The organism is Paraburkholderia sp. J41, from assembly GCF_905220235.1.
Classification (GTDB): domain Bacteria; phylum Pseudomonadota; class Gammaproteobacteria; order Burkholderiales; family Burkholderiaceae; genus Paraburkholderia.
Window position 1 is genome coordinate 59,559 of record NZ_CAJMZE010000004.1, and the last position, 24,281, is coordinate 83,839.

The 24,281-nt window shown below is 65.8% G+C and carries 23 protein-coding genes and 1 pseudogene; 10 read left to right on the forward strand and 14 right to left on the reverse strand.

Annotated features, from left to right (window positions below; all coding sequences use genetic code 11):
- Nucleotides 1-55: 55 nt before the first annotated feature.
- The gene (locus U5805_RS05355) at nucleotides 56-1,795 is read left to right on the forward strand and encodes an IlvD/Edd family dehydratase (protein WP_322102410.1); all 1,740 of its coding nucleotides are present in this window, start codon (nucleotides 56-58) and stop codon (nucleotides 1,793-1,795) included.
- Nucleotides 1,796-2,089: 294 nt separating this feature from the next.
- Complete coding sequence (locus U5805_RS05360) at nucleotides 2,090-2,845, forward strand: peptidoglycan DD-metalloendopeptidase family protein (RefSeq protein WP_322102411.1); 756 nt, start codon at nucleotides 2,090-2,092, stop codon at nucleotides 2,843-2,845.
- Nucleotides 2,846-3,214: 369 nt separating this feature from the next.
- Here the strand turns inward: U5805_RS05360 and U5805_RS05365 are convergent, their stop codons facing one another.
- The 5 genes and pseudogenes from U5805_RS05365 to U5805_RS05385 form a co-directional block, all read right to left on the reverse strand.
- Nucleotides 3,215-4,216 carry a response regulator gene (locus U5805_RS05365; RefSeq protein ID WP_322102412.1) on the reverse strand — a complete coding sequence of 334 codons (1,002 nt, stop codon included), beginning with the start codon at nucleotides 4,214-4,216 and terminating at the stop codon, nucleotides 3,215-3,217.
- A gap of 38 nt (nucleotides 4,217-4,254) precedes the next feature.
- Nucleotides 4,255-4,653 (reverse strand): annotated as a pseudogene (locus tag U5805_RS05370) (response regulator); the annotation flags it as partial.
- 8 nt (nucleotides 4,654-4,661) lie between these two features.
- Entirely contained in the window at nucleotides 4,662-5,996 is a 1,335-nt protein-coding gene (locus U5805_RS05375; protein WP_322102413.1) for a sensor histidine kinase, read from the reverse strand.
- Between the two features lie 21 nt (nucleotides 5,997-6,017).
- Nucleotides 6,018-7,406 carry a class I SAM-dependent methyltransferase gene (locus tag U5805_RS05380; RefSeq protein ID WP_322102414.1) on the reverse strand — a complete coding sequence of 463 codons (1,389 nt, stop codon included), beginning with the start codon at nucleotides 7,404-7,406 and terminating at the stop codon, nucleotides 6,018-6,020.
- Nucleotides 7,407-7,732: 326 nt separating this feature from the next.
- Nucleotides 7,733-8,656, reverse strand: a complete 924-nt coding sequence (locus U5805_RS05385; RefSeq protein WP_322102415.1) for a LysR family transcriptional regulator — start codon at nucleotides 8,654-8,656, stop codon at nucleotides 7,733-7,735.
- Nucleotides 8,657-8,795: 139 nt separating this feature from the next.
- Here U5805_RS05385 and U5805_RS05390 point away from each other — a divergent pair, with 139 nt between their 5' ends.
- Nucleotides 8,796-9,515: an SDR family NAD(P)-dependent oxidoreductase gene (locus tag U5805_RS05390; protein ID WP_322102416.1), complete on the forward strand. Its 720-nt coding sequence runs from the start codon at nucleotides 8,796-8,798 to the stop codon at nucleotides 9,513-9,515.
- Nucleotides 9,516-9,557: 42 nt separating this feature from the next.
- On the opposite strand, the gene U5805_RS05395 is transcribed toward U5805_RS05390, so the two are convergent.
- The 4 genes from U5805_RS05395 to U5805_RS05410 form a co-directional block, all read right to left on the reverse strand.
- Nucleotides 9,558-10,970: a serine hydrolase gene (locus tag U5805_RS05395; RefSeq protein WP_322102417.1), complete on the reverse strand. Its 1,413-nt coding sequence runs from the start codon at nucleotides 10,968-10,970 to the stop codon at nucleotides 9,558-9,560.
- 367 nt (nucleotides 10,971-11,337) lie between these two features.
- Complete coding sequence (locus U5805_RS05400; protein ID WP_322102418.1) at nucleotides 11,338-12,210, reverse strand: helix-turn-helix transcriptional regulator; 873 nt, start codon at nucleotides 12,208-12,210, stop codon at nucleotides 11,338-11,340.
- Nucleotides 12,211-12,240: 30 nt separating this feature from the next.
- A complete protein-coding gene (locus tag U5805_RS05405) occupies nucleotides 12,241-12,723 on the reverse strand; it encodes an OsmC family protein (RefSeq protein ID WP_322102419.1) in 483 nt (160 codons plus the stop codon).
- 147 nt (nucleotides 12,724-12,870) lie between these two features.
- A complete protein-coding gene (locus U5805_RS05410; RefSeq protein WP_322102420.1) occupies nucleotides 12,871-13,512 on the reverse strand; it encodes an HD domain-containing protein in 642 nt (213 codons plus the stop codon).
- Between the two features lie 194 nt (nucleotides 13,513-13,706).
- Between U5805_RS05410 and U5805_RS05415 the strand changes: the two genes are divergently transcribed.
- On the forward strand, nucleotides 13,707-14,699 hold the full coding sequence (locus U5805_RS05415) for a GlxA family transcriptional regulator (protein WP_322102421.1): 993 nt from the start codon (nucleotides 13,707-13,709) through the stop codon (nucleotides 14,697-14,699).
- A gap of 4 nt (nucleotides 14,700-14,703) precedes the next feature.
- Here the strand turns inward: U5805_RS05415 and U5805_RS05420 are convergent, their stop codons facing one another.
- Nucleotides 14,704-15,012: a hypothetical protein gene (locus U5805_RS05420; RefSeq protein ID WP_322102422.1), complete on the reverse strand. Its 309-nt coding sequence runs from the start codon at nucleotides 15,010-15,012 to the stop codon at nucleotides 14,704-14,706.
- Between U5805_RS05420 and U5805_RS05425 the strand changes: the two genes are divergently transcribed.
- Nucleotides 15,011-16,480, forward strand: coding sequence for an ATP-binding protein (locus U5805_RS05425; RefSeq protein WP_322102423.1), 1,470 nt, complete (start codon nucleotides 15,011-15,013; stop codon nucleotides 16,478-16,480). The two genes, U5805_RS05420 and U5805_RS05425, sit on opposite strands and share 2 nt — an antisense overlap.
- A gap of 78 nt (nucleotides 16,481-16,558) precedes the next feature.
- Here the strand turns inward: U5805_RS05425 and U5805_RS05430 are convergent, their stop codons facing one another.
- Nucleotides 16,559-17,056, reverse strand: a complete 498-nt coding sequence (locus tag U5805_RS05430; RefSeq protein WP_322102424.1) for an acyl-CoA thioesterase — start codon at nucleotides 17,054-17,056, stop codon at nucleotides 16,559-16,561.
- 432 nt (nucleotides 17,057-17,488) lie between these two features.
- On the opposite strand from U5805_RS05430, the gene U5805_RS05435 reads away from it, so the two are divergent.
- Together U5805_RS05435 and U5805_RS05440 are read left to right on the forward strand one after the other, a co-directional pair.
- A complete protein-coding gene (locus tag U5805_RS05435; RefSeq protein WP_322102425.1) occupies nucleotides 17,489-18,472 on the forward strand; it encodes a response regulator in 984 nt (327 codons plus the stop codon).
- A gap of 193 nt (nucleotides 18,473-18,665) precedes the next feature.
- Nucleotides 18,666-19,454, forward strand: coding sequence for an FRG domain-containing protein (locus tag U5805_RS05440; protein ID WP_322102426.1), 789 nt, complete (start codon nucleotides 18,666-18,668; stop codon nucleotides 19,452-19,454).
- Nucleotides 19,455-19,476: 22 nt separating this feature from the next.
- Here the strand turns inward: U5805_RS05440 and U5805_RS05445 are convergent, their stop codons facing one another.
- Entirely contained in the window at nucleotides 19,477-19,773 is a 297-nt protein-coding gene (locus U5805_RS05445) for a YciI family protein (RefSeq protein WP_322102427.1), read from the reverse strand.
- Nucleotides 19,774-19,840: 67 nt separating this feature from the next.
- Nucleotides 19,841-20,422 (reverse strand): NUDIX domain-containing protein, encoded by a 582-nt coding sequence (locus U5805_RS05450; RefSeq protein ID WP_322102428.1) that lies wholly within the window; start codon nucleotides 20,420-20,422, stop codon nucleotides 19,841-19,843.
- A gap of 121 nt (nucleotides 20,423-20,543) precedes the next feature.
- On the opposite strand from U5805_RS05450, the gene U5805_RS05455 reads away from it, so the two are divergent.
- The 3 genes from U5805_RS05455 to ligK all read left to right on the forward strand — a co-directional run bounded on the left by U5805_RS05455 (nucleotide 20,544) and on the right by ligK (nucleotide 23,321).
- Nucleotides 20,544-21,299 (forward strand): DeoR/GlpR family DNA-binding transcription regulator, encoded by a 756-nt coding sequence (locus U5805_RS05455; RefSeq protein ID WP_322102429.1) that lies wholly within the window; start codon nucleotides 20,544-20,546, stop codon nucleotides 21,297-21,299.
- Nucleotides 21,300-21,609: 310 nt separating this feature from the next.
- Nucleotides 21,610-22,635, forward strand: coding sequence for an amidohydrolase family protein (locus U5805_RS05460; protein ID WP_322102430.1), 1,026 nt, complete (start codon nucleotides 21,610-21,612; stop codon nucleotides 22,633-22,635).
- A 2-nt stretch (nucleotides 22,636-22,637) separates the two neighbouring features.
- The gene (gene ligK, locus U5805_RS05465; RefSeq protein ID WP_322102431.1) at nucleotides 22,638-23,321 is read left to right on the forward strand and encodes a 4-carboxy-4-hydroxy-2-oxoadipate aldolase/oxaloacetate decarboxylase; all 684 of its coding nucleotides are present in this window, start codon (nucleotides 22,638-22,640) and stop codon (nucleotides 23,319-23,321) included.
- Between the two features lie 464 nt (nucleotides 23,322-23,785).
- On the opposite strand, the gene U5805_RS05470 is transcribed toward ligK, so the two are convergent.
- A complete protein-coding gene (locus tag U5805_RS05470; RefSeq protein WP_322102628.1) occupies nucleotides 23,786-24,238 on the reverse strand; it encodes a PRC-barrel domain-containing protein in 453 nt (150 codons plus the stop codon).
- Nucleotides 24,239-24,281 lie beyond the last annotated feature (43 nt).

The window sequence follows — 24,281 nt, forward strand, 5'->3', positions numbered from 1 at the left end:
GCGGTGTTAATAGTCATGCTATTTATTAGTCTTTCTCACTAAGTGGGCAAACGCCATGAACACCCGCAAGAGGCTTCGCTCGGCAGCGTGGTTTGGCACCACGGACAAGAACGGCTTCATGTACCGAAGCTGGATGAAGAATCAGGGCATTCCCGATCACGAATTCGCGGGCAAGCCGATCATCGGCATCTGCAATACGTGGTCGGAACTCACGCCGTGCAACGCGCATTTCCGCAAGCTCGCCGACCATGTGAAGCGCGGCGTGTTCGAGGCGGGCGGGTTTCCGGTCGAATTTCCCGTGTTTTCCAACGGCGAGTCGAACCTGCGGCCCACGGCCATGTTCACGCGCAACCTCGCTTCGATGGATGTTGAGGAATCCATACGAGGCAATCCTGTCGATGCCGTGGTGCTGCTCGTGGGCTGCGACAAGACCACGCCCGCGTTGCTGATGGGCGCGGCAAGCTGCGACGTGCCCGCCATCGTCGTGACGGGCGGCCCGATGCTCAACGGCAAGCACGAAGGCCGCGACATCGGCTCGGGCACCGTGGTATGGCAACTGAGCGAGCAGGTGAAGGCGGGCAAGATTTCGATCCACGAATTCATGTCGGCGGAAGCGGGCATGTCGCGTTCGGCGGGAACGTGCAACACCATGGGCACGGCCTCGACCATGGCGTGCATGGCCGAGTCGCTGGGCGTTTCGCTGCCGCACAACGCCGCCATTCCGGCCGTGGATGCGCGCCGCTACGTGCTCGCGCACCTGTCGGGCATGCGCATCGTGGAAATGGCGCTCGACGACGTGAAGCTCTCGAAGATCCTCACGCGCGCGGCGTTCGAAAACGCGATTCGCACCAATGCGGCGATAGGCGGCTCGACCAACGCAGCGATCCATTTGAAGGCGATCGCGGGGCGCATGGGCGTGCCGCTCGAACTCGACGACTGGACGCGCATCGGGCGCGGCACGCCCACGCTCGTCGACTTGCAGCCTTCAGGCCGTTTTCTGATGGAGGAGTTCTATTACGCGGGCGGCTTGCCGGCCGTGCTGCGGCGCCTTGGCGAAGCGAATCTGCTGCCGCATCCCGACGCGCTCACCGTCAACGGCAAGACGCTTTGGGAGAACGTGCGCGAGGCGCCCATTCACGACGCGCAGGTGATTCGCCCGCTCGACGCGCCGCTCGTCGCGGACGGCGCGCTGTGCGTGCTGCGCGGCAATCTCGCGCCCAACGGCGCGGTGCTGAAACCGTCCGCGGCCACGCCGGCACTGCTCAAGCATCGCGGCCGCGCCGTGGTATTCGAGAATTTCGACGACTACAAGGCGCGCATCGGCGACCCCGATCTGGACGTGACCGCCGACTCCGTGCTCGTGATGAAGAACTGCGGGCCGAAGGGTTATCCGGGCATGGCCGAAGTCGGCAACATGGGTTTGCCGCCCAAGCTGCTGCGCGAAGGCGTGACCGACATGGTGCGCATTTCGGACGCGCGCATGAGCGGCACGGCGTACGGCACGGTGGTGCTGCACGTCGCGCCCGAGGCGCGCGCGGGCGGCCCGCTGGCGATCGTGCGCGACGGCGACTGGATCGAACTCGATTGCGCGGGCGGCACGCTGCATCTCGATATCGGCGACGACGAAATCCGCGCGCGCCTCGACGCGTGGCAAGCGGCGCAACAGGCGATTCCCGCCGATCAAAGCGGCTATCGCAAGCTCTATGTCGACCACGTGCTGCAAGCCGACGAAGGCTGCGATTTCGATTTTCTCGTCGGTTGCCGGGGCGCGGACGTGCCGAGCCATTCGCACTGAATCTGCCGGATCGCGCGGCGAAAGCGAATTTTTCCTACGCCCGCGTTCGTGAAGGTTTGCAGACGGCTTCGCGCGAAGCTCAGGGGTGTGTCAAGCATTGTCAGGGCGCTCATGCGGCGGTCAACCCGCGCGAGCGGACCGCGTTAAGCGGGTTTTGCCAGCGGCCAGGCTGGCAGCCGACCCCTTCGATCGCGGAGATTCGCCATGAAACGACACAGCACGCCCACCGTTCTTCGCCCGCGGCAGCGGTGCGTTCGCGCGTTTGGCACGGTTGGCGCGTTTGGCGCGTTTGGCGTGAGCGGTGCGTTGGCGCTCGCGCTGAGCGGTTGCGTCAGCGACAAGGCGTTCGATCTGCCGACCTACGAAGCGCATGCGTGCGTGAGCGCATCGGCCGGCTATTACTGCGTGCAGCCCGGCGACACGCTCGAAAGCGTGGCAAAGGCGTTCGGCCGCCGTAAGGAGGACGTCGCGCAATGGAACGGCGTGAAGCTTTCCGATTCGCTGACGGGCGGCGAGATGCTGCGCGTGGGGCCGATCGCGGGCACGCGGGCCGCCGTGGTGGTGGAAGCGGGCGCGCCGGCTTCGGCTTCGGGCAAGGCCGCCGCTCGCGCGACGGGTGCGAAAAGCGCGAAAAATACGAAAAATGCGCAGGACGCGGCCGTGGCGTCCACCCGCTTCATCTGGCCCGTGAGCGGCACCGTGGTGCGCGAATTCGACAGCGACGGCTCGCGCGGCATCGAGATCGCGGCGCCGGCGGGCACGCCGGTCAAGGCCGTCGCGAGCGGCCGTGTGGTCTACGCGGGCGACAAGATCAAGGACTACGGCCTGATGGTGATCGTCAAGCACGACGATCACTTCGTGACGGCCTACGGCAACAACCGCCGCCTGACGGTCGCCGAGGGCGCGATGGTGCCGCGTGGCGCGACCATCGCCGAAACGGGCGAGACCGCGAACGGCGAGGCGGTGCTTCAGTTCGAGATGCGCGAGAATGGCCGCGCCGTCGATCCGCTCGCGTATCTGCCCGCGGATTCCGGGCCCGTTATGCCGTGACGGCCGTGGCTTCGGCGTCGGTATCGTAAGTCGAGCGGCGGTGGCCTAGGCGAGCGGGGCAGGTCGGCGTCGCTTCGATTACGTCGATTAAGTCGATTAGGTCGATTAAGTCGATCGCTTCGATCGCATCGTGCGGCTGCAATTTATGCGTGCGGCTCGCTCGTGCCGTTGCGCGCGAATCGTCATTGGCGTGTCCGCCTGCGTGTTTGCTACGCCGCCAGAGCAAGCGTCGCCGTTATTGATCGCAACACGCCGGGCGCCAGACCGGGCGAACACCGTCAGTCAAAAACATCGCGCGAAAAAAATGGCCGCTTCGCAACGAAGCGGCCATCGCGGCTCGAACCAACGCGCGAACGCGTTTGCGCATGCCTAGAACTGCTCGATCCAGGTTGCGAGGCGGTCGGCGGGAAAGCCGGTCTGGTGCTGCGTGGGAAGAAACGCGACGGCGTCGCCCTTGCGCACCGGTTCGAGCGCGAAGTCGTGGCTGTCGAGCCAGAGCAGCGCGGCGAACCACACCGCGTGCGGCACCGAAACCGACTGGCTGGCGGGCTCGGCGAGAAATTCGCCGAACGTGGCGCGGTCCTCGAGCACGAGGCCGTCGCCTTCGCGGCGCACCGCGAGCCCGGCCGCTTCGAGCGTGTCCGCCATGGACGCCACCGCGTTGCCGACCGTCGCGCTCACGTGGCGGTTGCGCAGCGCCGCGAGATTTTCCGCCACCAGATGCCCGAAGGTGCCGCTGCGCGAACTTTCGGCCGCGACCAGATCGGAATAGTCGAGCACCAGCCAGTCGGGCTCGGTGCCGTGAACGTCGGCGAGCACGGCGGCGGCGAGGTAGGTTTCCACGGGCTGGAAGCGCTCCGGGCCGATCAGCGCGGCCGCCAGCGTGCGCACGAGGCCGATGCGCGTGGCGAGCATCTGCTTTTGCAGCACGCCCAGCTTTTCGCGCAGCAACTGGTCGCGTTCCTTGCGCAGGTCGGCGAGTTCGAGCGCCTGCTTGAGCTCCATGCGCAGCGCCGTGATGTCCCACGGCTTCTTGATGTAGCGATGGATGTGGCCGAGGTTCACGGCCGCCACGGTCTGGTCGATTTCCGAATAGGCCGTGGTGAGAATGCGCACGACATGCGGATAACGCTCGCTCGCATAGCGCAGCAATTCATTGCCGAATTCGCCGGGCATGCGCTGGTCGGACACGAGCACGCCCACGGTGTCGCCGTGCGCGTCCAGCAGCGCCTTGCCTTCCTCCACCGAGCTGGCCGTCAGGACCGGTGCCAGGCTTCCGATGGCGCGCTGGAAGTATTTCACGGCCGTGGCCTCGTCATCGACGAAGATGATCGCCGGTGCCGACTCCTGGGTGGCTTTCGCTTCGTTCATCAACAACTCCTGTGGGTTTGAGCTTGGGTAGGCGGGAATTCGTGATAGCGCGCGAACGCCTGTTGCAGCGTATCGCGCACGCAAGCCGGCCTGAGCGGCTTTTCGAGGATGCGGAACACCGCACCGTTATGTATTTTTCGTTGCAGCACGTCTATGTCGGTGTAGGCGGTCACGAGAATGCGCACGATGCGCGGGTAGTCCTGCGCGACCTGTTGCAGCAGGTCGCCGCCGTCGCGGCCGGGCATGCGAAAGTCCGTGAGCAGCACGGCGATGCGGTCGTGCTCGCGCAGCACCGCGAGCGCTTCGTCGCAGCTCTGCGCGAGCAGCACGTCGTAGTCGGCGCCGACCGCGCGCGCGAAATATTTGCCCGCCAGCGCTTCGTCGTCGACGTAGAGCACGCTCGGGCGTGATGCGCTGATTTCGTCGATGTGCGTCATCGCAATCCTCAGGTCGCGCGCGGCAAATCGAAGCTGAATGCGGCCCAGCTTCCCAGTTCGCTTTCGGCGAACAGCAGGCCGCCGTGACGCTCGATCACCGCATAGCTGATCGACAGGCCGAGGCCGAGGCCCTGGCCCACGTCGCGCGTGGTGAAGAACGGCTCGAACACGCGCGCGAGATGTTCGGCGGCGATGCCCGGCCCGTTGTCGCGCACGGTGACGTGCAGGCGCTCCTGCAACCACCGCACGGCGATGTGCAGCGCGGGCGCCGGCGTGCCCGCATTGCGCATCGCCAGCACGGCGTTCGAAAGCAGGTTGATCAGCACGCCGATGATGGCCGCCTCGTCGCCGAGCACGAGCGTGTCGTCGGGCAATTCGCGCGTGACCGTCACGCCGCGCAATTCGTGCCCGACGAGCCGGATGGCCGAATCGAGCGCTTTCTCGAACAGGAACGGCGTGCCCACTTCGGCGTCCGCGCCGGGCTTGCGATAGGCGAAAGTCTTGAGGTCGGAGACGATATGCTGAATGCGCTGCATGCCCTGGCGCGCGTCGACGAGACACTCTTGCAGCCCCGCTTCCGTTTTCGCGGCCGGTTCCTCCATCGCCACCTCGATCGCCATCAGGCAGAAGTTGACGGGGTTGTTGACCTCGTGCAGCAGGCCCGCCGCCAAAGTGCCGACGGCCGCCATCTTTTCCTGTTGCAGCAACTGGCCCTTGATATCGAGCAGCTTGTGGTTGATTTCCTCGAGTTCGGCGTTCTTGGCCGAGACTTCCGCCTTCAGGCGAAACAGCATGAAGCGCACCCGCTCGTTGAAGAACGTGTAGACGGCGCTGGCGGCGGCCGCGAACAGCAACAGCAGCAGGTTGACGGTCATCGTGCCGACCGAGGCGATGCCGCCCACGTGCAGCGCGCACGCGAGCAGATAGAAAAAGCACGAGAGCACGCCGAACACGAGGTTTTGCCACAAGCCGAACGGCAGCGCGATGCCCGAGGCGAAAATGGCCAGATTCAGGCCCATATAGTAGGGCGAGAGCACGCCGTCGGTTTTCCAGATCATCCACGAGATCATGACCTGCGGCAGCAGCAGCCAGGTGAGCGTGAGCCAGGGCGCATGGCGGCGGCCCGAGGCGCGGCCGAGCATGACCACGATCACGCCGATCAGCACCGAAACCAGCAGTCGCGCCGCGGCGAACGGCGTGAGCAGTTGCGGATACTGCGCGTAATCGAGCCCCACGCCGGCCAGCACGAGCACGATGGCGGTGTACGCGCCGCCGCGGCTGAACGTGACGCGGAAGTCCGCCAGCTCGGTTTGATAGCCTGACTGTAGTTGACTCGTACTCATGGATGCCTGGGCGTCGGCGTTTTAGATGATGGTGGCTTCTGCGAACACGTTGACCCCGGTCTCGTCGACATAGAGCTTCTGTTCGGTGGCGTTGGCGGGCAGCAGCGATTGCATGCCGCTTTCGTCGCGGTAAATCAGATACCACTCGAGCAGATGCTCCATGCCGAACTTCTCGGGGTTCGACGAATGGACGTTGGTGACGAGCAAATGACCGTTCGGCTTCGTGCGCGCGGCGAAGTAGCTCAAGAGGCGCGTGCAGACCTTGTCCGAGAGATAGTCGAAGAGGCCCGCGCAATAGACGGCGTCGAATTCGCGCATCGACGGGTCGTTGCTGATGCGGCGCTTGAGCAGATCGTGGACCGATTGATGCACCGTCTGCACCTTCGCCTCGTGGCCGTTTTCCGCCGCCGCCTTTTCGATGGCGGCCTTCGTGAAGGCGAGCGTTTCCTCGCTGAAATCGACCAGTTCGAATTCGAGCAGTTCGGGCTGCGCATACTCGCGCATGAAGCGCTGGATCTCGAAGGCCGGCCCGCAGCCCACGTTGAGAATGCGGAACGGCCGTCCGGCGGCGCGCGCGGCTTCGGCCTGGCGCGTGAGGAAGTCGATCAGCAGCGTGATGCGGTTGCGGTGCGCCGTGGCCACGGCCGCCTTGAGAAACGCGGTGTTGACGATCTGGAAGTAGGTGGTGGGGCCTTGCTGCGGATCGCTCAGGATCTGGTTGACCATCTCGTAGTCGCCCGCGTAGCCGAGCGGCTTGGTGAAGGTGCGGTAGACGAACGGCGCGCGCAGCAGCAGCGGATGCAGCGCCGCCTGCGCATAGGTGCGATGCACGGGCGCGATTTCCGGGTCCACGCGCGCGGCTTCGTCCTCCAGCCGCACGAGATAGGACTTCGTCTTGTGCATGATGGGCGTGGCGAGTTCGTAGAACAGATCCTCGCGCAGCCGTCCCTCGTTCTTCGGCAGACTTTCGGTGAGGTCGACCTGCTCGACCCAGCGCGACACCTCGGAGAGAAACGCGCGCATTTCGTTCACGACGATCTGGTAGTCGCGGCGAATGTTGAAGCGCGCGTCCCAGTCGCTGACAAAGAGTTCGGCCTCGCGGCCGACCGAGCGCGGCTCGTTGGGCAGCACGCTCAGCTCGCGCCATTCGTCGATCAGCGCGAGCGACACGACGGCGGTGAGGCCGGTGTTCACGAGGCTCACGACCACCGCCTTGCCCAGATAAGCGTGCTTCGTGCCCATGCGCACGCTCAACTCGCTCAACACCTCACTGACCTGCACGATGGAGTACGGGTTGTACACCTCCATCACGAGGGACTTTCTCTGGAGATTGATGATGGTTCCGCGCACGTGTTCGCGCTGCGAGTTGCGGAAGCTGATGACCGGGTCGATTTGCGTTTGAGAGTACACGGTTTAGGAACCTGAGGAATCCGGAAAACGCAGTTGGGCGCTGGATGGCGTCCAGTGGAGGGCACGCCGCGCGCGCGGCTTCGCAAACGAACACGAATCATGAACGTGGCGCCTGCACGCGTGGCGCTGGGAACACCGAAAGCCTTGGCCAGAACGGCTCCGGCGCGTTGCAGTGTAACATCAACATGGTTAATTCTGACGTGCGCCGAATACAGGAGGAAGCACTCAGGAGAATCGCGCTGTCAGCATGGATATGCTGCGGAACCCGGATTTCCCGCCGAAATATTTTTCTGCCAGGCGCGCCGCTTCATCGCGCGGCGGCGCGGCTAGAGCGGCAGCTTTTCGCGGCACACCGCGAGCACCGTCTGGCGCAGCCAGCGGTGTACCGCGTCGGCGTCCAGGCGCGGGTGCCACATCTGCGAAACGGTGATGCCGTGCGTGCTCACGGGCAGCTCGAAGGCATGCGTTTGCGCGTGGGCCGCGCCGTTGCCCAGCAGGTACGAGGCCGGCACGAGCGCGATCAGGTCGGAGGCGCGCGCCACGGCGAGCGCGGCCGGAAAGCTCGGCACCACGGCGACCACGGTGCGCTCGAGTCCCATGACGGCGAGCGCTTCGTCGACAGGGCCGCGCGCGCGCCCGCTGCGCGACGCGACCACGTGGCCGAACGCCGCATAACGCGCCGCGTCGATTTCGCCTGCGGCCGCGAGCGCGTGCCCCGCGCGCACCACGCCCACGAAGCGGTCGCGAAACAGCGCCTGCACGCGAATTTCCGGTCCCGACTGGTCGGGTGCATCGAGCACGCCGATCTCCAGGTCGGCCGCGCCCTCGCGCAAATGCGCGGCGGACTTTTCCAGCTTCGGCATGAATTGCAGGCGCACGTGCGGCGCGACGGCCGTGATCGCGGCGATGAGCGGTGCGCCGAACGCCTCGACAAAGCCGTCGTTGGCGCGAATCGCGAAGCCGCGCCGCAGCGCGGGGAAATCGGGTGGCGCGACGAGGGGGCTCAGCACCGCGCGCGCCTCGTGCATCGCGCCGTGCGCGCGCTTGCGCAGCGCCTGCGCGTGCGGCGTGAGCACCATGCGGCGGCCGGCGCGCACCAGCAGCGGGTCGCCGGTCGCCTCGCGCAGCCGCGTGAGCGTGCGGCTCATGGCCGAGGCGCTCAAGCCGAGCCGGCGCGCGGCGGCGGCCACGCTCGCGTGCGCGAGCAAGGCGTCGAGCGCGACGAGCAGGTTCAGATCGGGTTCGGACATCGCGCGATGCTAGCACGCGGGTTTTTCAGGCATGGCGCGCCGCGCAGCTTATCCATGCAGACGGCGCGCCTTCCGCCGCGCGGGCGGCGGCGATATCGTCGGACCATCGGCCTCACGGTCGCACGCAAGGGAAAGCATCATGCAGAAAACCGTCGTTTTGGTCGGCGCTTCGCGCGGTTTGGGTTTCGCGATGGTCGAGGAATATCTGAAGCGCGGCTGGCGCGTGATCGCCACCGCGCGGCAGGACTCGGCGCAACGGCTGCGGCAACTCGCCGATGCCGCGGGCGGCGCGCTCGAAGTCGAGATCGTCGACATCAACCTGGCGGAGCAGGTCGCGGCGTTGCGCGCCCGTTTGCTGGCGCGCTTGCCGGCAGGCGGCGGCAAATCCGGCATCGACGTGCTGTTCGTGAACGCGGGCGTCAAGAACGACGACCGCGAAACCATCGCCGACGTCTCCACCGAGGAATTCGTGCGCGTCATGGTGACGAACGCGCTAAGTCCGATGCGCGTCGTGGAGGCGTTGCAGGATTGCGTGGCGCCGGACGGCACGATTGGCGTGATGTCGTCGGGGCAGGGCAGCGTCGCGAACAATCTCAACGGCCATTACGAGGTGTATCGCGGCAGCAAGGCGGCGCTCAACATGTTCATGCGCAGCTTCGCGGCGCGCCATCGCGACGACGCGCCCGCCAAAACCCTGCTGCTGATGGCGCCCGGCTGGGTGCGCACCGACATGGGCGGGCCGCAGGCGCGTCTGGGTATCGACGAAAGCATTCCGGGCCTCGTGAGCACGATCGAGGCCCATGCGGGGCGCGGCGGGCTGCATTACGTCGATTACCTCGGGCGCGTGGTGCCCTGGTGAACGCGCCGTGGCGAAGCGGCCGCGCCGACACGATGCAAACGCTCAGCGCAGCGAGCAGTTCAGCCAGTGCGCGATGCGCACGCCGTCGAGCCGCGAGCCTTCGGGCGTCGCGCTGCCGAGCATCGTCACGATCACGGGGCGGCGGCCGTGCACCATCACGCGCATCACCATGTTGTGGCCGGACTCGTTGATGAAGCCGGTTTTTTGCACGCTGGCGCGCACCTGGCCGTAACGCACGAGGCGGTTGCTGTTCACGTACTGCAACTGGCCCAAGCCGGTCGATACGCGGTCCTGGTGATCGACGGAGTAGCGGCGGATCAGCGGATAGCCGTTGGCCGCGCGCACGAGACTCGCGAGTTCGCGCGCCGTGGAAACGTTGTGCGGCGAAAGTCCCGTGCCGTTGACGAAGCGCGTGTGCGTCATGCCGAGGCGCCGCGCCTTGGCGTTCATCGCCGCGACGAACGCCGGACGCCCGCCCGGATAGTCGCGGCTCAGCGCGGCGGCCGCGCGGTTCTCCGACGACATCAGCGCGATATGCAGCATGTTCGCGCGCGTGACGCGCGACCCCACGCCCAGCCGCGAATGCGTGAACTTGAGCGTGTCGAGGTCGGCGCGGGTGACTGCGAGGCGGCGCGCGAGCGGCGCGTGCGCGCTGTCGAGCCAGACCATGGCTGTCATCAGCTTGGAAACGGACGCGATGGGCGCCACGGCGTCGGCGTTGCGCGCGTAGAGCGGCGTGTGGGTGTTTTCGTCGACGACATACACCGCGTGCGAGAACAACTGCCGCCGCGACGCGGACGTGAAGCCGCAGCGCGCGAGCAGGCGCGGCGCGTTGGGCTGTGCATGCGCTTGCGCGGCCGGCGCGCGGTGCGCCGTTCGCGCCGTTTGAGACGTATTTGCAGCGTGCGCGGTGTGCGTGGTGGGCGCGGTGTGCCTGATGGACGTGACGGGCGCGGCGTGTGTCGTGCGAGGCGCGGGTGCCGCGTGCGCTGCATGCGCCGTATGCGGCTTATGAGCGGCATGCGTTTCGTGCTTCGTCGCATGCGTATGCGCGGGATCGTGCCGCACGCGTGCGCGCTTTCCGCGGCGCTTCGCGGTGCCGGCTCGCGCGGAAGGCGCGTCGGCGGGCGTCGAGCGATGCACGGGCCTGGCCTTGCGCGCGGTCTTTTTCTTGCGCGGCTTCTTGAGCGGCGCGTGCGGGCGCGGTTTTGCGGCGCTGGGCTGCGCGGCGGCGTGTACAGAGGCATGCGCGGCGGCGGGCGCGGCGCCGAGCGTGAATCCGGCAACGATCAGAGCGAACAGTCCGGGCAACAGGCGTGGTCGGGAAAGCGGGATCATCGGCGGGAATGGTGTAGCGAAGGTGGCGAAATAGCGGTGATGGCGCGCCCCGGCCGCGAACGCGCGCCGCACGTCGGTCAGCAGCGAAGCGGATCGCGCACCGGAAAGCGCAAGCACGAATGACGCCGCGAATGACGCCGCGAGCCGCTTGGCGAACGCCGTTAAAGAGCGATTCGAATGCGCTCGCAACGCGGTAAAAACGGCTGGGGTAGGAATAAATGGTATCAGACGGGGAAAGTCGTCAACGAGAGTTTCTTGCCGTCCGCCCGTCCGCGTTTGCGCAACGGGACGGTTTTGTGCCGCGAACGCGCCCATGAAAAACGCGGCGCGATCGCGTGCGAAGCGCCGAGCAAGCCGTCATGCGCAACCGATGCGCGAGGCAACGCGCGGCGTCCCGATTCCCGCTCGCGCACCGGCGATTTAGCGAAAGAGGACGTGCGCGCACCGGCGCCGCCCACGGTTCAGGCGGCGTTTCAATGCGCCGTCAACGGGCTTTTTGCGCGCGCCGCTGCTGGATCAGCGCTTCGATCGAGCGTGCGTCCGCGGGCGTGACGGGCGTGAACACGATCATGGTGAGCGCGTTGGAGTCGGCCACGGCGAACGCGGAATAGTCGAGCTGGATCGGCCCCGCGATCTCGTGCATGAGCCGCTTCGTGCCCGAGCCGTGGTAGCGCACCTCGCTTTCGGACCAGATGCGCATGAAGTCGGCATTGCTCGCCTGGAGTTCGGCCGTGAGCGCGGCGGCTTCGGGCGAGGGGCCCGCGCGCGCGATGTCGATGCGAAACACGGCGATGGCCCAACGCACGATCTGCTCCCAGTCGGGCAGCGCCTCGCGCACGGCCGGATCGCTGAAAAGCCGCCGCAGGATATTGCGCTGTTCGGGCGCGGCGGCTTCGTAGTCGGCGAGCACGGCGCTCGCGGCCTCGTTCCACGCCACGATGTCCCATGCGGGCGTCTTGACGATGGCCGGATGGCCAGGCTGACCGTCCAGCACGCTTTGCAGCGCGCGCGGCACCTCGAACGGCGTGCCGGTTGCCGCATTCGCCGGCGCGGGCACGAGCGGCGGCGGGCGCTGCTGGCCGAGCAGGAACAGCATCTCGCGCCCGGCCGCGTCGAGTTCGAGCGCGCGAGCGAGGCGTTCGAGCACGTCGGCGGAAGGCGGCCCGCCGCGATTCTGTTCGAGCCACGTGTACCACCCGACGCTCACATTCGCGCGCGCCGCGACTTCCTCGCGGCGCAGTCCCGGCGTGCGCCGGCGGCTCGCGCCTTCGGCGGGTGCGGGTTGCAGCCGCGAGCGGCGTTCGCGCAGGAAACTGCCGAGCGTTTCGACCGGCTCCTGAAGAAGGCTTGCTGACATGAGCGTCGATATGCCGTTTCGGTTTTCGCTTCAGGCGCCGGACCTGGCGAGTTCGACGGCGGGCTCGCAGAGAATCGGAAAATTCACCGAATTGGCGATATAGCACTGCGCATGCGCCATGTGGTGAAGCTGGAGCGCGAGGTCGCGGTCGTCGGTGGCGCGGATCGTCACGCGCGGGTGCAGCACGATCTGCGTGAACGCGGCGCGCTCGGGCGTGTCGGCCATGGTGCCTTCGGCTTCGTCGGCATAGTCGAGCACGGCGATGCCGGCGTCGGCGCACAAATGCAGATACCAGAGCTTGTGACACGCCGAAGCCGAAGCCACGAGCAGTTCCTCGGGATTCCAGCGCGCGGCGTCGCCGCGAAAGGCCGGGTCGGACGATCCGGCAATGTCGGGCTTGCCGCGCGCACGGATCAAATGGTCGCGGTCGTAGTCGCGGTATCCCGACGTGCCGCTGCCGCGATTGCCGATCCACTGCACGGTCACGCGGTAAGTGTGTTCGCCATGCGCCATGTCGATTCTCCGATGTCCAGATCGACATTATGACAGCGTGCCGCGCGGCGGTTGGCTCGCTCGCTTCCTGCCGCCGCCTTTTGCCTGCCACGACCTTGCCGCCGACTTACCGACTCGCGCGGCGTCGCGCTTCGGGAACCGCGGCGCTCAACCGCGCCAGGCGGACTGGCGAATCACGCTGCAAAAATTGCCGGCGTGGAAGTGCGGGTCCTTGTCGGCGAGCACGTCGGCCTTGACGTTGCCGAAGGTGGTGCCGGGCTTGTGCTTGATGCCGTCGTAGAAGGCCTGGATGATGTCCTCCTTGAAATGCTCGCTGCGCGGGTGCGCGCGCACCACGGCCTCGCGCTCCGCCTCGCTGTATTGCCGGTAGGTGAGGCCGAGCACGTCCATCTCCACGCCCGCCGTCACGAGCGCGATCACCGGATGCATATGCTCAGGAATGCCAGGCGTCGTGTGCAGCGCGATGGCGGTCCACACGAGGTCGATGTCGTGCTGCGCGATGCCGCGGCTGCGCAGGAAGTCTCGCGCGGCGTTCGCGCCGTCCACTTCGAAGCGTTCGCGCTCGCTGCTGTGCGCGTGCGTGAGGCCCATGTCATGAAACATGGCGCCCGCGTAAAGCAGCTCGCGGTCGAACGGGATGCCGCGCTTGTGGCCCGCGAGCGCGCCGAAGTAATAGACGCGGCTCGAATGATGGAAAAGCAGCGGCGATTCGGTGTCGCGCACGAATTCGGTGATTTCGCGCGCGAGCGTGCTGTCGGGAATCGCAACATCGGTGAGATCGAAAGTCACTGGGGTGCTCCGTCGGGTGGGAATGGCTTTCATTCTGGGCCGTGCTAGCATTGTCCTCAATCGACGCAAACCGTCGTTTTCTGCCATTTAGCGCGCGATGCGGACACCGCTTCCAGGTCAGTCCGCACGCGCTCGCCGGCGCTGATTACACTGGTTCCGCTTTTTCCCGTTCCTTCTGTTTCTTTTGTCTCGCCATGGCCCGAATCGTCGCTATTCTCGCGTTGCCCGGCGTGCAACTGCTCGACGTGAGCGGCCCGCTCGACGTGTTCGCGCAGGCCAATGCCGAAGCCGGCCGGCTCGTCTACGACCTGCGCGTGATCGCCACCCGCGCCGGACCGGTTCGCAGTTCCTCGGGCGTGCGCTTGTTGCCCGATGCCGTGGCGGGCAGCGCCGAATCCACCGGCGAGCGCATCGACACCCTGCTCGTGGCGGGCGCGCCCGACGCGGCCACGGCGCAATTGCCGCCGCGCGTGCGCGAATGGCTGCGCACGAGCGCGGCGCGCAGCCGTCGCTTCGGCTCGGTGTGTACGGGCGCGTTCGCGCTCGCGGCCAGCGGCTTGCTGAACGAGCGCCGCCTCACCACGCACTGGGCGGTCGTGGACGCGCTCGCGCAAGCCTGCCCCGGCGTGACGATCGAAGCCGATTCGCTCTACGTGCGCGACGGCAAACTGCGCACGGCCGCGGGCGTGACGGCGGGGCTCGACCTCGCGCTTTCGCTCGTGGAAGAGGACCTGGGCCGCGAACTGGCGATGCGCGTGGCGAGTCAGCTCGTGATGTTCTTCAAGCGTCCCGGCGGCCAGTTGCAGTTCAGCCGCAAGGGCGAGCCGGGGCCGGCGGGCCGCTCGGCGCTTCAGGAAGTGCAGCGCTGGGTGGCCGCGAACCCGGCGCAACGCCATCGCGTCAGCGAACTCGCGGCGCGCGTGGGTTTGAGCCCGCGCCATTTCGCGCGCCTGTTCCACTCGGAAGTGGGCGTGACGCCGGCGGCGTGGGTCGAAACGGTGCGCGTGGCGGCGGCGCGCAACCTGCTGGAAACCGCAAGCGAAGCGCCCAAGCGCGTGGCCTCGCGCTGCGGCTTCGCGAATGCCGACACGCTGCGGCGCGCGTTCATCAAGCACGTGGGCGTGACGCCCGCCGAATACCGCCGACGCTTCGCGCGCGAGAACGCGAACGCTGCGCCGGCGCGCTGAATCGCTACGATTCGTCGCGCATCATCTGCGGCGTCGTGCGCCAAAAGTTCGCCACAATCCGCCATTCGCGGCGATAATCGGCGAATTCGGTTCGATCGGCGGCGTTCGCGATGCGGCGCGCATGAACCGAAACCAGAATGTCAAGCATCGCTGGGCGACCGCGCGGGGAAGGTCCGATCGAGGCCATGCGAGTCGCCGCGAGCGCGGCCCTCACACGATCAACCTGTGCGCCGCGCCGCCAATGCGCAAACCGGCGGCCCGCGAAACGGGCGCGCGCACCAAAAAAACAATCAGCATCCACGCGACTGATCATGTATTCGATCCTGCCTGCGTTCGTGTCCGCGCAGTTCCTCGGATTCGGCGTGTACGTGTTGTTGACCGAAGGCTTCACGCGCCTCTCGGTGCCGTTCGCCCTGATGTGCGCGACCACCTTCATCTGGCAGGGCACGTGGGCGTTCCTGTTCCAGACCTCCGATCCCGAACTCGCGGGCGCGCTCGTCAAGCTCGGCTATCTGTTCATCCTGTTCCTGCCGACCACGTTCTATCACTTCGTCACGGAGGTGAGCGCGCGGCGCGGCGAACGCGTGCCGCTCATGCTCTCGTATGCGCTCAGCATCGCGCTCGCCACGCTGCTGCTCGTGAGCGACGAAGTGGTGAACGGTTACGGCACGTTCTTTTTCGGCCGCTATCCGAAGGCGGGCGCGCTGCATCCCGTACACGTCGTGCAGACGGTGCTGCTCACTGCCCGCAGCGCATGGCTGCTGATTGCCGCGCGGCGTCAGACGCATGCGCGCGACCGGCGCAGGCTGCTCGATCTCTGTCTCGTGAGCCTGTGCCTCTACGGGCTCGCGGCGAGCGATTACGCCGTCAATTACGGCGCCGCGTTCTATCCCGTGGGCGCGGTGTTCATTGCCGTCAGCCTCGGCATTCTCGCCGTCACCATCGTGCGTTTCGGCTTGATGCGGCCGTATTTGATCGCGGCCACGGTCGCGCACGAAGTCGCCACGCCGCTCGCCGCCATCGGCATGCATGCGGAGGAAATCGGCAACGTGCTGCCCGAACTCATGCGCGGCTATCAACTGGCCGTGCAGCACCAGCTTTGCGTGGACGGCCTGTATCCGGGCCAGTCCGAGCGGCTTTCCACGCTTGCCACGTCGATCCGGCGGCAGGTCGACAGCACCAGCACGGTCGTGGAAATGTCGCTGGCCTCGTTCACGCTCGACCGGCTCGACAGGCGCAGCTTCGAGAACTATCCGGTGCGCTCGTGGGTGAATGCGGCGCTCGAGCGCTTTCCGTTCCGCCCCGGCGAGCGCGAACGCGTACACGTCGCGCCCATCGACGCGCGGCTGTGTTTTTCGGGCTCGGATTCGCTCGTGGTGTTCGTGCTGTTCAATCTGCTCAAGAACGCGCTGTTCTCGCTCGAATCCGCGCGCAAGAACGCGGCGAAGGGGCGCGTCGATATCGGCGCGACCAGCGAGAACGGCTATTGCGTGCTGCGTTTCAGCGACAACGGCCCGGGCATTCACGCCGATATCCTGCCGCGTATTTTCGACCCGTTCTATTCGACGAAATCGCATGGGCGCGGCGCGGGCATGGGCCTCACGTTTTGCCGCCGCGTGGCCGAGGCGCTGGGCGGCACCATTGCGTGCGAATCGGCGCCCGGCGTGCGAACCACTTTCACGATTCGCCTGCCCGAGCCGGGTTCGAGCGCCGACCGCGCCTTGCACGAAGCGCCGGCGAAGCCCCGCCGCTGGTCGACGGGGCAGGACTACGCAGGCTGAGCGCGACGTGTGCCGGGCATGCCCGTCATGCCCGGCACGCCGAAGCGCGGGCGGCGCCGCAGACCCGCGCCGGCCGGCTTAGTTGGAACCCGACGGCAGGATCAGCTCATATTCCTTCACGCGTTCGATGATGCCGGGCGGAAAGCGTCGAATTCGCTTGTCGGTGCCCGCGAACAGAATCTGCTGATAGCCGAGCGAGACGGGCCGCCCGTCCACGCAAAAACGGAACACGAGATATGCCGAGCACTGGCGCACCTGCAACGTGTTGAGGTAGCAATCCACGCGCTGGAACGGAAAGGTCTCCTGCACATATTCCTGATGCGCGCGCTTCGTGACGAACACGCCGCCCGCCGCGAGCAGGTTGTTGTGAATGCATTCGTGAAACCAGCGCTCGCGGCAAATGCCTTGCCATTCGAAATACCGCGCGAAATACGTATTCATGAAGGCATTCGAGTCTTTCAAATAAATGTCGATGACGTGGTGAAACGTCTTGCTCGGCGTGGCTTCCATGATTTCGTCGGAGAATCCGGCGGTGCCACGGGAGAGGACGGCGGGAATGGATTCGCGTGCGTACATCAGATGACTCCAAAGTGAGGCTGCGTGCGGCAGCCGCGCATGTCGTCCGTAAAAAAGAGGACATGTCTGCATTCTCTTCGCGTTCCCCGCCGCCCAATACCGCGTACCCCACATAGGGGCGCCTCAATATGCGCCGCAAATACGATAACGTTTGCGCGCGCGGAAAAATGCAATCGACATGGCTTCGAAGTTGCTGCGGATCGCGTTCAAGCCGCATAATCGAAGGGTTTTCGCGAGCGCGGCGCGATCCGGGGCCAGGTGCGCGGCTTGATCGATGTCGATTCGTGGCGCTCGTGGCGCTCATGGCGCCATCCGGTCGCCGCGAATGAGTGACCTTTGCCGATGCCCGTCCGAACGGGACATTCCAGGCGCGTAAAATTTCACGAAGCCGCCGGCGGTCCGCCGGCGCGCGGCGCGCTTACCGAGACATTTATGAGTTCCATCGTCAGACAGCCGGTCTTTCATCCCGTCTCCGTCGTGTTCCTCGACGACAGCCCGGATTTTCTCTACGCGCTGCGCGGGCTGTTTCCCGGCGTGGGCACCGACCGCTATTTCACCCAGGCCGCCGAAGCGCTGGCGTACGTGCGCTCGCACGAGGAGCGCCAGCGCGCGCACAACCCGGCCGCGGGCGAGGCGTGGTCGGAGTTCGAGAAGAAGGGCGGCAACGCGCTGGGCCAGGACGTCATGACCGACACGGCGCGCTTCAATGACATCGCCGCGATCGTCGTGGATTACGAAATGCCGGAAATGAACGGCATCGAATTTCTCTCGGCCGTCAAAGACGTTGCGTGCGCACGCATCCTGCTCACGGCCACGGCGAACGAATCGCACGCGGTGGAGGCGTTCAACGCCGGTCTGATCGACTTTTACGTGAAGAAGTCCGACCCCGGCATGCCGCGCAAGCTGAGCGGCGCCATCGCCGACGCCAAACGCAAGTTCTGCGCGCGGCGCGGCCATATCGGCGTGCACGGCGTGGGCGCCGTCTACACGAACCGGCACGTGGCCGAGGCGCTGCACGAACTCGCGCAGCGTGAGCGCCTTGTCGAATATTACTGGCGGCCGGAACAGAACGCCGTGCTCACCTTCGACGCGCAGGGCAATGCGGGCGTGTTCCTCGCATGGGACCGCCACGACTGGGCCGCGCAATGCGACGTGGTGACCGACGAGGGCGGCCCCGCCGCGTTGCGCGAGGAAATGGCCGCGCGCCGCATCATGCCGGTGTACTGGCCGAACGAGGCGTACCGGCCCGGCATGTCGCGCGTGGAATTCGCCACGCCGCAGCCCGTGCCGGGGCTGGAAGGCGCGCACACGAGCTGGACGCGTATCGGCGACGCGGGGCTGCGGCCGGGCCTCGTCACGTTCGCGGACTGGCAGGCGGCGCAAGGCGCGAATGCGTTGTCGGACGATACGGCTTGAGCCGTTTCGCCAAACGGGCGGCGGCCCGTTCGAAAGCGCGGCCGTGCCCGCGTATTGCCTTTGCGCGGCCGGTTTCGCGTTTGGCGTCGTCAAAGGACGGGCGCGGCGGGTGGACCAGGCCGCTTCGCGATGCTGTCATTGCCGATGTGTTAGCGTGTTTGCCAGATAACGACGCTCATGCAACGGACCCACGATGCAGACCACGGCACTCTCCGACTGGCAACAGTTCATGGACCTCACGACGCGCCTCGACGGCTGGGCGTTTCGGGGTCAGCAAAACGCGCAATGGCATCTGGAAAGCTCGCTCACGCGCTACATGCGCGATTATGTGGGCGACCGGCTTCAGTGGCGCGCGCGCGAAGAACGCGCGATTCGCGTGTTTCGCCGCAAGGCGCACAACTTTCTCGCTCATCCCGATCTGCTCAAGGACGACTTGCGCTGCCTCGCGCTGATGCAGCACCACGGCGCACCCACGCGCTTGCTCGATTTCACGAAAAGCCCCTTCGTCGCGGCGTTTTTCGCTCTGGAACGCGCGACCGGCGACGCGGCCGTCTACGCGCTCAACACGCCCGCGCTCTGGAATAGCCGCGCCTTGCCGCGCGTGAATCCTTCGCTCACGCGCGACGTGATCGACCCGCGCGTGCGCGACAACTTCGAACATTATTTCTTTAGCAATACGAACGAAATTCTGTGGTCCGGCGAGCCGACGGAAATGGACGACCGGCTGGTGGCGCAGTCGGGCACGTTCGTGGTGCCCGGCGTGATCGACAAACCGCTCGGCGCGATTCTGGACGGCTACGAAAGCGACGAGGAACTGCTGCACAAGATCGTGCTGCCCGAGCGCATTCGCATGGACGCGATGAAGTGGCTTTACCGCATGAACATCACGAATGCGTCGCTGTTTCCGGGGCTGGACGGCCTTGCGCGCTCGATTGCGGTGGAACTGGAGATCGTCTGGTCGGGCATGGCGACGTCGAGCTAAGCGCGTGTTGCCGTGGCCGGCTTCACGGGGATTCGGGGCGCGGCAGGTTCAACCCCGGCGCGAGCCGGGTGGCCTTGAATTCGACCACCTCGTATTTCGCCACGCCCTGCTGCGCGAACGGATCGGCGGCCAGCAAGGCGTCGAGCGTATCGCGCGCCATATGCGAGGCGACGATCACGCCGCCGTCGCGCGGCAGCTTCGGTCCCGCCGCGACGAAATTGCCCGCCGCGAACTGTTCGTCCAGATACGCGCGATGCGCGGGCAAAGCGTCGTCGATGCGTTCGAGCGGGGCGGTGTAGATAAGCGAAACGATGTACATGGCGGGAAGCGGCAATGAGCAAGAGGTGAAAGCGGGTATCGTAACTCGAACTGGGTCCAACGTGCGCTCAAGCCCTGACGAGCGCCGCGTGCTGCAAGAGCATGATGGTCTTGCCGTCGACGATCTCGCCGCGCTCGATCATGCGCAGCGCCTCGCTCAAATGCACTTCGATCGTTTCGAGGTCCTCACCTTCTTCCGCCACGCCGCCGCCCGCGCCGGGGCGCTCGGCCGGATCGTATTCGCCCAGATAGAAGTAGAGCTTTTCCGTGACCGAGCCGGGACTCATGTACGCCTCGAACACCTTGCGCAGATTGCGCACGCGATAGCCCGTTTCCTCTTCCACCTCCGCGCGTATGCGTGCGTCGGGCGCGGCGTTGTCGAGCAGGCCCGCGGGCGCTTCGAGCATCATGCCGTCGTGGCCGTTGACGAACGCGGGCATGCGAAATTGCCGCGTGAGCACGACGTTGCCGCTCAGCGGGTCCAGCAGCAAAATGGTCGCGCCGTTGCCGCGATCGTAGGCCTCGCGGCTCTGGCGTTGCCAGGTGCCGTCGCTGCGGCAATAATCGAAAGTGATCTTCTTGAGCACATACCAGTCGTCAGACAGCACGGTGGTGTCGATCATTCGCACACGGTCTTTCGTAGCGGTCATGGCACACGTCGTCGGGTCAGTGTCGAGGATTCATGGTAACGTGCAGTTTCGTGCAAAATCAAGAAAATTCGTGCAACGGCCGCACGCCTTCGTGCGCCGGCATATGCGCTTCAGGAACCCAATGCTGACCGATCAACGAAAGAAAGCGATTCTCCAGGCGCTCAAGCACGACGGCCAGGTGCTCGCCGGCGAGCTGAGCGTGAAATTCGGCGTATCCGAAGACACCGTGCGGCGCGACCTGCGCGAACTTGCCGCCGAGGGTCTGCTGCAACGCGTGCATGGCGGCGCGCTGCCCGCTTCGCCCGCGGTGGCGCCCATCGCGCAGCGGCGCGGCATGGAAGTGGCGGCCAAGCGCCGGATCGCGCAACGCGCGGCCGCGATGATCGAGCCGGGGCAAGTGGTGATCGTCGATGGCGGAACGACTTCGGCGCTGCTGGTCGAATGCCTGCCCGAGACGCTCGCGGCCACCGTCGTCACGCACAGCCCGGCCATTGCGGTTGCGCTCGCGGAGCACGCGACGATCGAAGTCGTGCTGATCGGCGGGAAGCTTTACAAGCATTCGGTGGTCACGGTGGGCGCGGCGGCCGTGGAGGCCATCGCGCACCTACACGCGGACCTGTACTTCATGGGCGTGACCGGCGTGCATGCGCAGGCGGGGCTGAGCACGGGCGACTTCGAGGAGTCCTACGTGAAGCGCGCGCTCGCGGCGCGCGCGGCGGAAACGGTCGTGCTCGCTTCCTCCGCGAAGCTCAACGCGGCTTCGCCTTATCGCATCGGGCCTATCGGCATGGCGCAGACCATCGTGGTCGAACGCGCCACGGAGGCAAAGCGCATCAAGCCGATCGAGGCTGCGGGCGTGACGGTAATACGCGCGTAATACGCACGTAAGCCGCGCCCCGATTGCGGTGCGATTGCCGCGAATTGCCAGTGAAATCCAGGCCGGATCGCGGTGCAAAAGGCGCTTCGTCCGCCGTGATGCGCCTGTGCCTGAAAAGCCCGATTCGATTCCCTTCATAGTCCATCTAAAAAAGTTATCGACTCGTTTCGGCCCGGGTTTTTCGTCCATACTTTGACGCTGGTAACGGTATGCGGCTGGTTCGGAGGAGACGCCATCCATCAGCCCGTCAACGCGCGGCGCGGCAATGCGCAATTGCATGCGCCAATTGCATGCGCCATAAGAGGAAAGCATGATCATCGACATTCACGGTCACTATACGACCGCTCCCAAGGCGCTGGAAAACTGGCGCAATCGCCAGATCGCGGCCATCGGCAATGCGGCGGAAATGCCGAAAGTTTCCGAGCTGCAAATCAGCGACGACGAACTGCGCGAGTCGATCGAGCAGAACCAGCTTCGCCTGATGCGCGAGCGCGGTCTCGATCTCACCGTGTTCAGCCCGCGCGCGAGTTTCATGGCGCACCATATCGGCGACTTCAACGTTTCGAGCACGTGGGCCGCGATCTGCAACGAGTTGTGCTACCGCGTGAGCCAACTGTTTCCCGATCACTTCGTTCCGGCCGCCATGCTGCCGCAAAGCCCGGGCGTGGAAGCGGCCACCTGCATTCCCGAACTCGTGAAGTGCGTGGAGCAATACGGCAATGTCGCGATCAACCTGAATCCCGATCCCTCGGGCGGCCACTGGACGAGCCCGCCGCTCTCCGACCGCTACTGGTATCCGATCTACGAAAAGATGGTCGAATACGACATTCCGGCGATGGTTCACGTGAGCACGAGCTGCAACGCGTGCTTCCACACCACGGGCGCGCATTATCTGAACGCCGACACGACCGCGTTCATGCAATGCCTGACCTCGGACCTGTTCCGCGACTTCCCCACGCTCAAGTTCGTGATTCCGCACGGCGGCGGCGCGGTGCCGTATCACTGGGGCCGCTTCCGCGGTCTCGCGCAAGAGCTGAAAAAGCCCTTGCTGAAGGATCATTTGCTCAACAACATCTTCTTCGACACCTGCGTGTATCACCAGCCGGGCATCGACTTGCTCACGCGCGTGATTCCCGTCGACAACATCTTGTTCGCGAGCGAGATGATCGGCGCGGTGCGCGGCGTGGACCCCGAAACGGGCCACTATTTCGACGATACCAAGCGCTACGTGGAGGCCGCGAGCATCGATCCCGAACAGCGCTACAAGATTTACGAAGGCAACGCGCGGCGCGTGTATCCGCGCCTCGACGCGGCACTCAAGGCAAAAGGACGCTGATCATGTACGAACTCGGAGTGGTGTATCGCAACATCGTGCGCGCGGATTCGCGCGTGGCCGAACAACTGGGCGCGCTCGGCAGCGCGACGGTTCACGAGGCAATGGGCCGCGTGGGCCTCATGAAGCCGTATATGCGGCCGATTTATGCGGGCGCGCAGGCATCGGGCACGGCCGTGACGGTGCTGTTGCATCCCGGCGACAACTGGATGCTGCACGTAGCCGCCGAACAGATTCAACCGGGCGACGTGGTGGTGGCCGCCATCACCGCCGACTGCACCGACGGTTATTTCGGCGATCTGCTCGCGACCAGCTTCAAGGCGCGCGGCGCGCGTGCGCTCGTCATCGACGGTGGCGTGCGCGACGTGAGCGTGTTGCAGGACATGGGCTTTCCGGTGTGGAGCAAGGCCATTTCGTCGAAGGGCACGATCAAGGCGACGCTCGGCTCGGTGAACGTTCCCGTGGTGTGCGCGGGCGCGCTCGTGAATCCGGGCGACGTAGTGGTGGCCGACGGTGACGGCGTGGCGATCGTGCCGGCGGCCAGGGCGGCCGATACCCTGGAGAAGGCCAGCGCGCGCGAGTCGCTCGAAGCGGAAAAGCGCGCGAAGCTGGCGTCGGGCGTGCTGGGCCTCGACATGTACAAGATGCGCGAGCCGCTGGAAAAGCTCGGGCTTCGTTATATCGACTGAGGCGCTCGGCGCAGCGTCACGGCAATCGCGCAAAATCGAAGGCCCGGTCTCTCGCGAGACACGGGCCTTTGTGTTTTCAACACCAGACCACGCGATCGTAGGCCACGGTGCGCCGATAAACGTTCTTGCCGCGCCAGCTCGAAAATTCCATATACGCGCATTCCAGTACCAGAATCCAGTTCGTAATCCTCATTACCGTCCCTATCGCGTGTTCGCTCTTGATCCGTGCGGTTCGTGTCCGGTCGTCAGGCGGTATTGCGCTCCGCCTTGCGTTCGACTGCTGAACCGGTCAACTTCGCGCAGTCTATGGCGAAGTTTACGGTGCGCGCGGCGGCCTCAATCGAGTGAGCAGAACCCCGTAAGGCATCCAGTTCGGCCCTTGACCTCGAACAGCAGGCCGAGCGAAAGAAACGTGGCCCCAGGCGCGTGCCGGGCGCCTGGGGCCACGCGTGTTGTTGCCGGCATCAATGCAGATCGTCGCGCGCGGGCGTGACCGGTTCGACGGCGGCCCAATACGGCTCCGCGCCGTAATACTCGTGCAGCGTGCTGCCCCAGCGCGCGTCGGCCATGGCGGGCCAGCAGTCCTTGTCGAATCCGGGCGCCTCCTTCACGCGCTCCGACGACACATTGAGCAGGAAGCACTTGCGGCTCGTGTCCAGCACGAGCGCGTTCCAGGGAATGGCGAGCAACTTGTCGCCAATGCCGAGAAAGCCGCCCGTCGAAAGCACGGCGTAGGCAACACGGCCGCTTTGCACGTCGAGCATGATGTCCTTGATCTTGCCGACTTCCTGGCCGTCCGAACTAATCACGCGATCGCTGTCGAGCGTGCTGGCCGCCATCACGTTGGGTCCGGGACCGGCGGCGCTCACGGGGCCCTTGCCGATAATGCGCGCGCCGTGACTGGCCGACGTGGGCATCGGAGGAGGAGTGAAGGTAGGCATGATGGTCTCCTGGTGAGCT

Bases quoted from the DNA above. Each gene is read 5' to 3' on its own strand.
- U5805_RS05355 (WP_322102410.1), top strand. From the start codon at position 56: ATGAACACCCGCAAGAGGCTTCGCTCGGCAGCGTGGTTTGGCACCACG.
- U5805_RS05365 (WP_322102412.1), bottom strand. From the start codon at position 4,216: ATGAACGAAGCGAAAGCCACCCAGGAGTCGGCACCGGCGATCATCTTC.
- U5805_RS05375 (WP_322102413.1), bottom strand. From the start codon at position 5,996: ATGAGTACGAGTCAACTACAGTCAGGCTATCAAACCGAGCTGGCGGAC.
- U5805_RS05385 (WP_322102415.1), bottom strand. From the start codon at position 8,656: ATGTCCGAACCCGATCTGAACCTGCTCGTCGCGCTCGACGCCTTGCTC.
- U5805_RS05390 (WP_322102416.1), top strand. From the start codon at position 8,796: ATGCAGAAAACCGTCGTTTTGGTCGGCGCTTCGCGCGGTTTGGGTTTC.
- U5805_RS05400 (WP_322102418.1), bottom strand. From the start codon at position 12,210: ATGTCAGCAAGCCTTCTTCAGGAGCCGGTCGAAACGCTCGGCAGTTTC.
- U5805_RS05405 (WP_322102419.1), bottom strand. From the start codon at position 12,723: ATGGCGCATGGCGAACACACTTACCGCGTGACCGTGCAGTGGATCGGC.
- U5805_RS05415 (WP_322102421.1), top strand. From the start codon at position 13,707: ATGGCCCGAATCGTCGCTATTCTCGCGTTGCCCGGCGTGCAACTGCTC.
- U5805_RS05425 (WP_322102423.1), top strand. From the start codon at position 15,011: ATGTATTCGATCCTGCCTGCGTTCGTGTCCGCGCAGTTCCTCGGATTC.
- U5805_RS05420 (WP_322102422.1), bottom strand. From the start codon at position 15,012: ATGATCAGTCGCGTGGATGCTGATTGTTTTTTTGGTGCGCGCGCCCGT.
- U5805_RS05430 (WP_322102424.1), bottom strand. From the start codon at position 17,056: ATGTACGCACGCGAATCCATTCCCGCCGTCCTCTCCCGTGGCACCGCC.
- U5805_RS05435 (WP_322102425.1), top strand. From the start codon at position 17,489: ATGAGTTCCATCGTCAGACAGCCGGTCTTTCATCCCGTCTCCGTCGTG.
- U5805_RS05440 (WP_322102426.1), top strand. From the start codon at position 18,666: ATGCAGACCACGGCACTCTCCGACTGGCAACAGTTCATGGACCTCACG.
- U5805_RS05445 (WP_322102427.1), bottom strand. From the start codon at position 19,773: ATGTACATCGTTTCGCTTATCTACACCGCCCCGCTCGAACGCATCGAC.
- U5805_RS05450 (WP_322102428.1), bottom strand. From the start codon at position 20,422: ATGACCGCTACGAAAGACCGTGTGCGAATGATCGACACCACCGTGCTG.
- U5805_RS05455 (WP_322102429.1), top strand. From the start codon at position 20,544: ATGCTGACCGATCAACGAAAGAAAGCGATTCTCCAGGCGCTCAAGCAC.
- U5805_RS05460 (WP_322102430.1), top strand. From the start codon at position 21,610: ATGATCATCGACATTCACGGTCACTATACGACCGCTCCCAAGGCGCTG.
- ligK (WP_322102431.1), top strand. From the start codon at position 22,638: ATGTACGAACTCGGAGTGGTGTATCGCAACATCGTGCGCGCGGATTCG.
- U5805_RS05470 (WP_322102628.1), bottom strand. From the start codon at position 24,238: ATGCCCACGTCGGCCAGTCACGGCGCGCGCATTATCGGCAAGGGCCCC.